Source organism: SAR324 cluster bacterium (genome assembly GCA_029245725.1).
Lineage (GTDB): Bacteria > SAR324 > SAR324 > SAR324 > NAC60-12 > JCVI-SCAAA005.
Map to the genome: position 1 here is coordinate 1 of JAQWOT010000256.1, position 7392 is coordinate 7392.

7 protein-coding genes and 2 pseudogenes are annotated in these 7392 nt (G+C 42.5%); 6 read left to right on the top strand and 3 right to left on the bottom strand.

The window, feature by feature from the left end; translation table 11 throughout:
- Nucleotides 1–161: 161 nt before the first annotated feature.
- The gene (locus P8O70_14315; GenBank protein ID MDG2198027.1) at nt 162–935 is read right to left on the bottom strand and encodes a S1C family serine protease; all 774 of its coding nucleotides are present in this window, start codon (nt 933–935) and stop codon (nt 162–164) included.
- The gene (locus P8O70_14320) at nt 892–1152 is read right to left on the bottom strand and encodes a hypothetical protein (GenBank protein MDG2198028.1); all 261 of its coding nucleotides are present in this window, start codon (nt 1150–1152) and stop codon (nt 892–894) included. The genes P8O70_14315 and P8O70_14320 overlap by 44 nt, the downstream gene beginning before the upstream one ends.
- A 165-nt stretch (nt 1153–1317) precedes the next feature.
- Between P8O70_14320 and P8O70_14325 the strand changes: the two genes are divergently transcribed.
- The 6 genes and pseudogenes from P8O70_14325 (at nt 1318) to P8O70_14350 (ending at nt 6277) form a co-directional block, all read left to right on the top strand.
- Nucleotides 1318–2958, top strand: a complete 1641-nt coding sequence (locus tag P8O70_14325; protein MDG2198029.1) for an ATP-binding protein — start codon at nt 1318–1320, stop codon at nt 2956–2958.
- Between the two features lie 36 nt (nt 2959–2994).
- The gene (locus P8O70_14330) at nt 2995–3366 is read left to right on the top strand and encodes a DUF2237 domain-containing protein (GenBank protein ID MDG2198030.1); all 372 of its coding nucleotides are present in this window, start codon (nt 2995–2997) and stop codon (nt 3364–3366) included.
- Nucleotides 3367–3448: 82 nt separating this feature from the next.
- Nucleotides 3449–3733 carry an MGMT family protein gene (locus P8O70_14335; GenBank protein MDG2198031.1) on the top strand — a complete coding sequence of 95 codons (285 nt, stop codon included), beginning with the start codon at nt 3449–3451 and terminating at the stop codon, nt 3731–3733.
- Nucleotides 3734–3910: 177 nt separating this feature from the next.
- Nucleotides 3911–4681: pseudogene (locus P8O70_14340) on the top strand (SDR family oxidoreductase).
- Nucleotides 4682–4726: 45 nt separating this feature from the next.
- The gene (locus P8O70_14345; GenBank protein MDG2198032.1) at nt 4727–5596 is read left to right on the top strand and encodes an SDR family oxidoreductase; all 870 of its coding nucleotides are present in this window, start codon (nt 4727–4729) and stop codon (nt 5594–5596) included.
- Nucleotides 5597–5677: 81 nt separating this feature from the next.
- Nucleotides 5678–6277, top strand: a pseudogene (locus P8O70_14350) (phytanoyl-CoA dioxygenase family protein).
- A 250-nt stretch (nt 6278–6527) separates the two neighbouring features.
- Here P8O70_14350 and P8O70_14355 read toward each other — a convergent pair.
- Nucleotides 6528–6833: an ATP-dependent Clp protease adaptor ClpS gene (locus P8O70_14355; GenBank protein MDG2198033.1), complete on the bottom strand. Its 306-nt coding sequence runs from the start codon at nt 6831–6833 to the stop codon at nt 6528–6530.
- Between the last annotated feature and the right edge of the window lie 559 nt (nt 6834–7392).

Below are 7392 nucleotides of genomic sequence, written 5' to 3' on the forward strand. Positions count from 1 at the left end.
CTGTTGAAACAATTTGAATAAAACATTAGAGTTGTGAATTAGTTCTTAGTTTTCAGCTAAATTAAAAGCTAATATGTATTCTTTTCAATATCCGAAGGTAATGTGCAACAAAAAATGAAAAATATTCAAAAATGACAAAAAGCAATTTTTCGTTTTCAGATTCAATCGTATTGCTGAAGCCTGTAAAAGTTACGGTGGTCAGCTGAAACCACCTCCATTTGTTTCAGTTGATTACCTTTCAAAATTGTCATTGGAACACGCACTCCAGCTTCACCTTGCCCCCAGATCTCCCGAAACAATTCCTCCAAATCTGAAACTGCCACCTCATTAATTTTCAGAACTAAATCTCCCTCTGCTAGTCTAGATTGGCTTGCAGGGCTATTCTTGCTGGTACTTTGAACCAAGACTCTCCCATATTTTTCAGCGACAGTCACACCTAGCCAAGGTTCTGGTGGCTTAGAAACCTGACCTTGTTCAATCAGTTCAGACAAAATTGGTTGAATGGCTTCAATGGGAACAAACATATTTGCTGGTACAAGTTGATCTGCAAAATGAAGTCTCACAAACAAAGAGCCGATTCCCACCAACTCACCTTGATCATTAATCAACCTCACCCCCGCAAATGCTGGAACAGCTGGTGTAGTAAAAAGGGCATCTTCCAATAAATACTCCCAATAACCTGCAAAATTTTCACGGTCCATCACGATCACTTCTTGAAGCACAGAATCGATTTCCCGACTGACGACCTGTAGTTGGCTTCCCACCTGTAATTTTGAGGAGTCCCCAAGTGCAACCGGCTCTACTTGGAGGGGTGTGAGGGCCTGCACAATTCCAAATCCAGTATCTCCATCGTAGCCAATGACTGTTGCAGAAACGGTTTTACCACCTACATCAACTAGGCTTACTTTGCTTGCTTCCAAGATTAAGATAGCCAATTGTCAGCACTCTGCCTTCATCATCAATCACAATTCCACTACCTCTCCGGTTTGCTCCCAATGAAGGCGCTGTTCTGGCTGTGACAGGAATCTTTACTTCCAGCCCAACAATCACATTTACAGGATTGGCCAACAGCGAAGACGAACCAAGCAAAGGCAAAACGAAGGCAGACAGCGCAACCAGAAAAACTGGAACAAAATAATTTAAATCCTTCATGGTCAATTCCTTTGTGAGTCTGTGTGCTTGATTTCAAACAAAACGCATAGCTTTTGTCTGCTCTAATTAATTCAAAGGACTTATCAATATGGAATCTAATTGACAGGAGCCACTAAAAGTGACAAAAATCGGCCAAAATCAAACTTTCTATGCAAAAAAACATTTATGAAACTTCACTTGCATCATGTGTTGCTAGTCACAGTCGGTGCTACCCTATTGCTTACCAATGCGGTCATTCTTTTCGTAGGCTTTCAGCAAAGATCAGCAGATATTCAAAAAGCCTATCATGACCACTTTCATCTGACCTCAAAAGTGTTTGCAAACCGTTCATTTTTTATCATCCAAGGGGGGATGGAGAAGCAACTCCCTTACTACCTAAATGTACTACTCACGGATCAAATATATTATTATGTAATAACAGATACTAACAAAAAGGTCTTAATTTCCTCCTTTGATCCTGAAAACCAATTATCTGATCATTACTTATCGATTTGGTCGCAAGGAAAAACTGAAACTACCCAAAACGTGATTCTTAGTAACAAGGACCAGAGTCATGGGATTCAGAAAATGGTAGGCAGGCTTCGATCTTTCCGAACTGGGACTCTAACTCAGCAAGGAGAATCGATGATACATGATGAAAGAGTATATGAAGTCGAAGTTGAATTTGGGGACACACGAAAACTGGATGTCCTAGATACTCGCGCAGCATTTATGTATATGGGCTTTCAAGAATATGAGTCATCTCTGTTCGAATATTTAAATGATTACAGAATTTTTCTAAACCTATTTTTCACAATCATTTTTATTTTATTTTTTTCATACGTCTTCAGTGGCTGGTTCCTAGCCCCAATGAATCAATTACAGCGATATCTGAACAGATTTCAACAAAGGACAAAAAAGACGACTCCTAAGAAATTTGCGATGCAAGTGAGGATTTTGGATCCAAGACGCATCACAGCGCATACTGTGGAGACTCAGCATCTCCTGGATGCCTGCAAAAATTTTCAGGATAATCTTCTTCACTGTCTTCAGGTGGTGCAGAAAACTCATCACCAGATGCAGGCTGCCACTGATGGAATTCAAGAGTCTTACGTCTCTCTCGAACAAACCCAACGGCAACTTGTGCAGTCCACGAAGATGGCCGCTGTTGGAGAAATGCTTGCGATGATTGCCCATCAGTGGCGACAACCCCTTTCAGTGATTGGGATGATCACATCCGGACTCACTCTGAAAGTTCATATGAACAAAATCGATACAGCTTTCACAGATGAGATCGACAAGCTGCAGCACCAGATCTGTTTCCTCTCCAGGACCATTGCAGACTTTCAAAATTTCTTCCGGCCCAACGATAAATTAGAAAGCGTCCAACTTGGTGATATTGTGACCCTGACATTGAAAATGTTTGAACCAATCCTTCAAAAGTCTGCAATTGAAGTTCAGACAGAACTGATTGCCGTTCCATCCATTAGAGTTCATCAAAGTGAACTGCAGCAAGTGATCATGAATTTGCTCAAAAATGCAATGGATGCTTTGGATGAGAAGCAGCCAAAACTAAGGCAAATCAAAATTCGATTGGGCCAAAATGAGAATCGCCAAATTCTTGAGGTGCAAGATAACGCAGGAGGAATTGACGAAGAAATTATTCATCGAATCTTTGACCCTTACTTCACAACCAAAGGAAAGTTGAATGGAACCGGATTAGGCCTATACATGTCAAAATTAATTATTGAAGAGCATCTCTGCGGGAAACTTTTCGTACAGAATCAAGATAGTGGTGTGAATTTCCGAATTGAGCTACCCTGCTAAATCATAAACCTTGAATTAGATTTAGGAGCTATCAACATGAACAACGACCTGAATGTTTTGGGAGAACCTCTTCAACCCTGCAGTATGAATCCTTTGACAGGATTCTATCGAGATGGTTGTTGTAAAACTGGTGAAGATGACAGAGGAAAACATATTGTCTGTGCCCAGATAACAGAAGACTTTTTGAACTACACCAAAAGTCGTGGAAATGATCTCTCAACTGCCATTCCACAATTTGGTTTTCCAGGCTTGAAGCCAGGTGACCAATGGTGCCTTTGTGCCTCCCGTTGGAAAGAGGCCCTGGATGCTGGAATGGCTCCACCTATTCGGCTTAGGGCAACTCATGAAGCTGCCTTGGAGATTGTTTCCTTGGAGGAACTTCAGCATCACGCTCTTCCAGATGCCTGACTGAACAGTGCCTCACCTCCACCAGAAAATTCTCAAAACCTCGATCAAGTCCAAGCCAAGTCAACCTACTTTCTTACAAAAGGTGGAACTCGTTTTGAGCCAAATCCCGGCTGGTCAAGTAATGACCTATGGTCAAGTATCACAGTGCATAGGTCAGGGTACAGCTCGACTTGTCGGAATGGCCCTATCTTCTTTACCGACAGGATCTTCCATTCCTTGGCATCGAGTGGTAAACGCCAAGGGTGGTATAAGTCCACGTGCTAATCCCCAAAGCTCGCTCGAACAGATCCAACGACTCCTTGATGAAGGAATCCAATTCAACTGCAACCAAGAGTTGGATCTGCACTCATACCGTTTCAAACCTTAAAACTTTGAAGTAAGATCCCTATGAACTCTTGGCAGAACATGTATTGAAGGCATCTATTACTAACCGGGTAGCAGATCTCTGATATCTTTTTGAAAAGATACAGAGTTGACTTTGCAGCAGGCATTGTGGATGTGCTCTCATTTAACTTCTCAAGTATAGTCATTATCAGGAAAAACCATGTCTGGCAGAATCGAAGGAAAGATTGCACTGGTTGTGGGTGCGGCCCAAAGTATCGGTGAAGCAATCGCAAAACGTTTTGTGCAAGAGGGAGCAAAGGTTGTAATTGCAGATGTTTTGGATCAGGTTGGCCAAGCAACAGCCGAACGTCTAAGTGGCATCTATGTCCACACGGATATCTCAGATTTTGAAGCAGCTAAAGAAGCAGTAAAAGTCGCTGTCCAATTATGGGACCCTCGATATTATTGTACAGAACACAGGAATTTATCCTTGGACCTTGATTGAAAACACACCACCAGAAGAGTGGGACCAAGTTTGTGCAGTTAATTCGAAAGGGACTTTTCTGGCAACTCGAGCAGCCCTCCCAGTGATGAAAAAAATCGATCTGGTCGTATGATTTTCACCTCTTCAATTACAGGTCCCTACGTAACAAGTCCCGGTCACGGACACTACTCTGCGACAAAAGCAGGTATAAACGACTTCATTAAGGCTGCTGCTCTTGAATTTTCTGGCTACGGTATAACAGTCAATGGAGTTGAACCCGGAAATATTCCAACAGATGGGATGAAAGCTCACCGATCTCAGAACTTTATCAAATCGATGGAAGATGCCATTCCTCTTGGCCGGCTCGGTACCCTACTCGACGTAGCAAACGCATTTTTATTTCTTACTTCTGATGAAGCCGCCTATATCACAGGTAAAACTATCATGGTTGACGGTGGACAATTACTACCCGAAGGGAATGATTTTCGGATCAATCCAGACCAGTAATATTTAAAGAACAACATCAATGACAAAATCATATTCGGATCAGTTATGAGTCGTTTCGAAGGCCAGGTTGTTATTGTTACAGGAGGCGCTTTAGGAATTGGAGGAGCTACTGCTCGAAAATTTGCGAAAGAGGGGGCTAAAGTCCTCATCGCAGATTTCAATGAGGAGGCCGCTACCAAGAGTGTCGAATTGATTCTCAGTCAAGGGGGCATCGCAGTATTCAGTCATACTGATGTTTCCAAGAGTGAAGATGTCGAGAGAATGGTTGAGGAAGCCATTCGACAATTTGGTGGTGTGGATGTTCTTGTACAAAACGCTTTCAGTGTTGTAGGCGGTGAAAATCATATTCATGGAAGTGCTGTCACTGTCAAAGAGGAAAGCTGGGACTACGGAATGGATGTGATGCTCAAGGCTCTATACCTTGGCGCCAAGCATTGTATCCCCCACATGCAACGCAAGCAGTTTGGGAACATCGTCAACATCGCCTCAGTCCACAGCTTTCTTCAAGAACCCAACATGCTTGTCTATGAAACTGCAAAAGCTGCAGTAGTTGGCTTGACACGGCAAATGGCTGTTGATTTTGGCCCTGACAATATTCGTGTAAACGCGATTGCACCAGGACACATCGTTACCGAAGGTATACAAAAGGTCTGGGAGCAAAACCCTACGGGTTTTCAATTTCTTGAGAATCAGTACCCCTTGCGCAAGGCAGGGGTACCTGACGACATAGCAGCAGGAATCGCTTTCCTCTGCTCTGACCAAGCTTCCTTCATCACAGGGCACACGCTAGTGATTGATGGTGGGCTCTCGATTCAGCTTCAGGAAAAATTTGGTATCCGGCAGGCTGTATTCGCTCGCAATCAACCCGATGTCCAAATTCCAGACGCCGACTACCAGAAGGAAAAGAACAAATGAGCTGCTCGTTTCGATTCTCCAACTTAATTACTGGACCCTGAGATGACTGCCTTGCCTCAACTCTGAGCGGATGGATATTGCGTCATTGACCAAGTTCTAGATCAAACAGCCATGGACTGGCTTCGAAGTCTATGTGGACAAGTTCTGAGCAACGTTTCTGCTGAACACCGAGAAAGAAATCGTTCCCAAGGCAGTTTGGTTTTGATTGCGGACTACCCCAAGTTTGGCAGATTACTTGGTCACCCAGCTCTTTCTAAGATCTTTGATGAGTTGGAATTTCGAGATCCAAAATTCAGTTCAGGTTACATCATCAGCAAGCCTCCTCAGAGCCCAGCCTTATTCTGGCACCAAGATTGGTGGGGTTGGAACGAGCCATCATCCTTCACCGATCAAATGGCTCAGGTTTTTGTGGTGATTTATCTTTAGGGCACCCAGCCACAGAATGGCTGCCTACGTGTGATTCCTGGTTCTCACAGAAAATTACACGAGTTGCATTATGTCAACGCTCATACAGAATCTCTGTCTCGTGTAGAAAATCCCAATGATAGATTGTTCGAGTCACTTCCAGACCGAGTTGCCGTCACAATAAATTCTGGGGATGTGATCGTTGGGGATGCACGGCTGATTCATGGAGCATTTCCAAACGAGCAATCAGAGAATAGGACGCTAATTACTCTGTGATTTCATCCCAATTACGATTCCCTGACACCTGCACTTCAATCACGCATTTCTGAGATATTTTTGAGAACTGGTGTTGACACAGACCCTGCTGCACCCTATAAAATGACGCCTTCAGATTGGCCTGATGAAAATCGCGTAGGATGTGATTTTTTTATTTTCCTAAGAAGTTGGCAGGAATTGACTCGAATCCTTGGTGTCGAATTCCTGAAAGGCAGTAAGAGAGATGAGAGTGAACCTAAATTTATGGGGCTTATAACTCGCGAAGGCTAAACATCAACGGATAGCCTTCATGCTGTGCCATATCATGAACCTTATCTACCTTGGTCTCAGCTTCTTGCAGACTATAACTTCCAACAACAGCAACTCCGTGTTGATGTGCCTGCCACATGATTTGAATCGATATCTCCTGACCCTTGTGGAACACGACTTCCAACACATGCACAACAAACTCGCGTGGAGTGAAATCATCATTGTGCAGTAAGACCTGATACTGCTTTGGATGCTTTAGTTGAGTTTTTGTCTTAGTTTTCGGTTTGAAAGTTGTTTCATCAGCCATCGTTCTCCATCTGTTGCCGGAAAATAAATTTTTCCAATTGTTGATATCCTACGCCTCCCACCACTCGCTGTAAACAATTTCTACAACTGCTGGTTTTTCTAATCTTGTGGTGCCTAATCACTTTCCTGTTTTTTCGATTTCAGAGAAATCTCAACAGAAGTTTTTAATAGTGTCTCTATAGTTGACTTTTGAATTTGCTTCTCTAAGACAAATTTTATCAGTTATTTTATTTTTTAAGTTATTGAATCTTTTGAATCTGTTATTCATGAAAGCAGATTCTTTGAACAAGAGAAAATCTATCCTTTCATTTATTGATTAATTTGTTTAATATCCAGCCTTCTAATTAACTAAAGTAAATTTTTAAATCAACTTAGAGTGTACTGAATTCTCATGAAACCAATCATTATCTTTGATCTTGGTGGAGTTTTGATTGATTGGAATCCATGCTATCTTTACAGGAAGTTTTTCACTGACGAAACTCACATGGAGTTCTTTCTACGTGAGGTGGTTTCCAATCAGTGGAATCTCCAGATGGATTCAGGAAAATCCCAACAGGAGT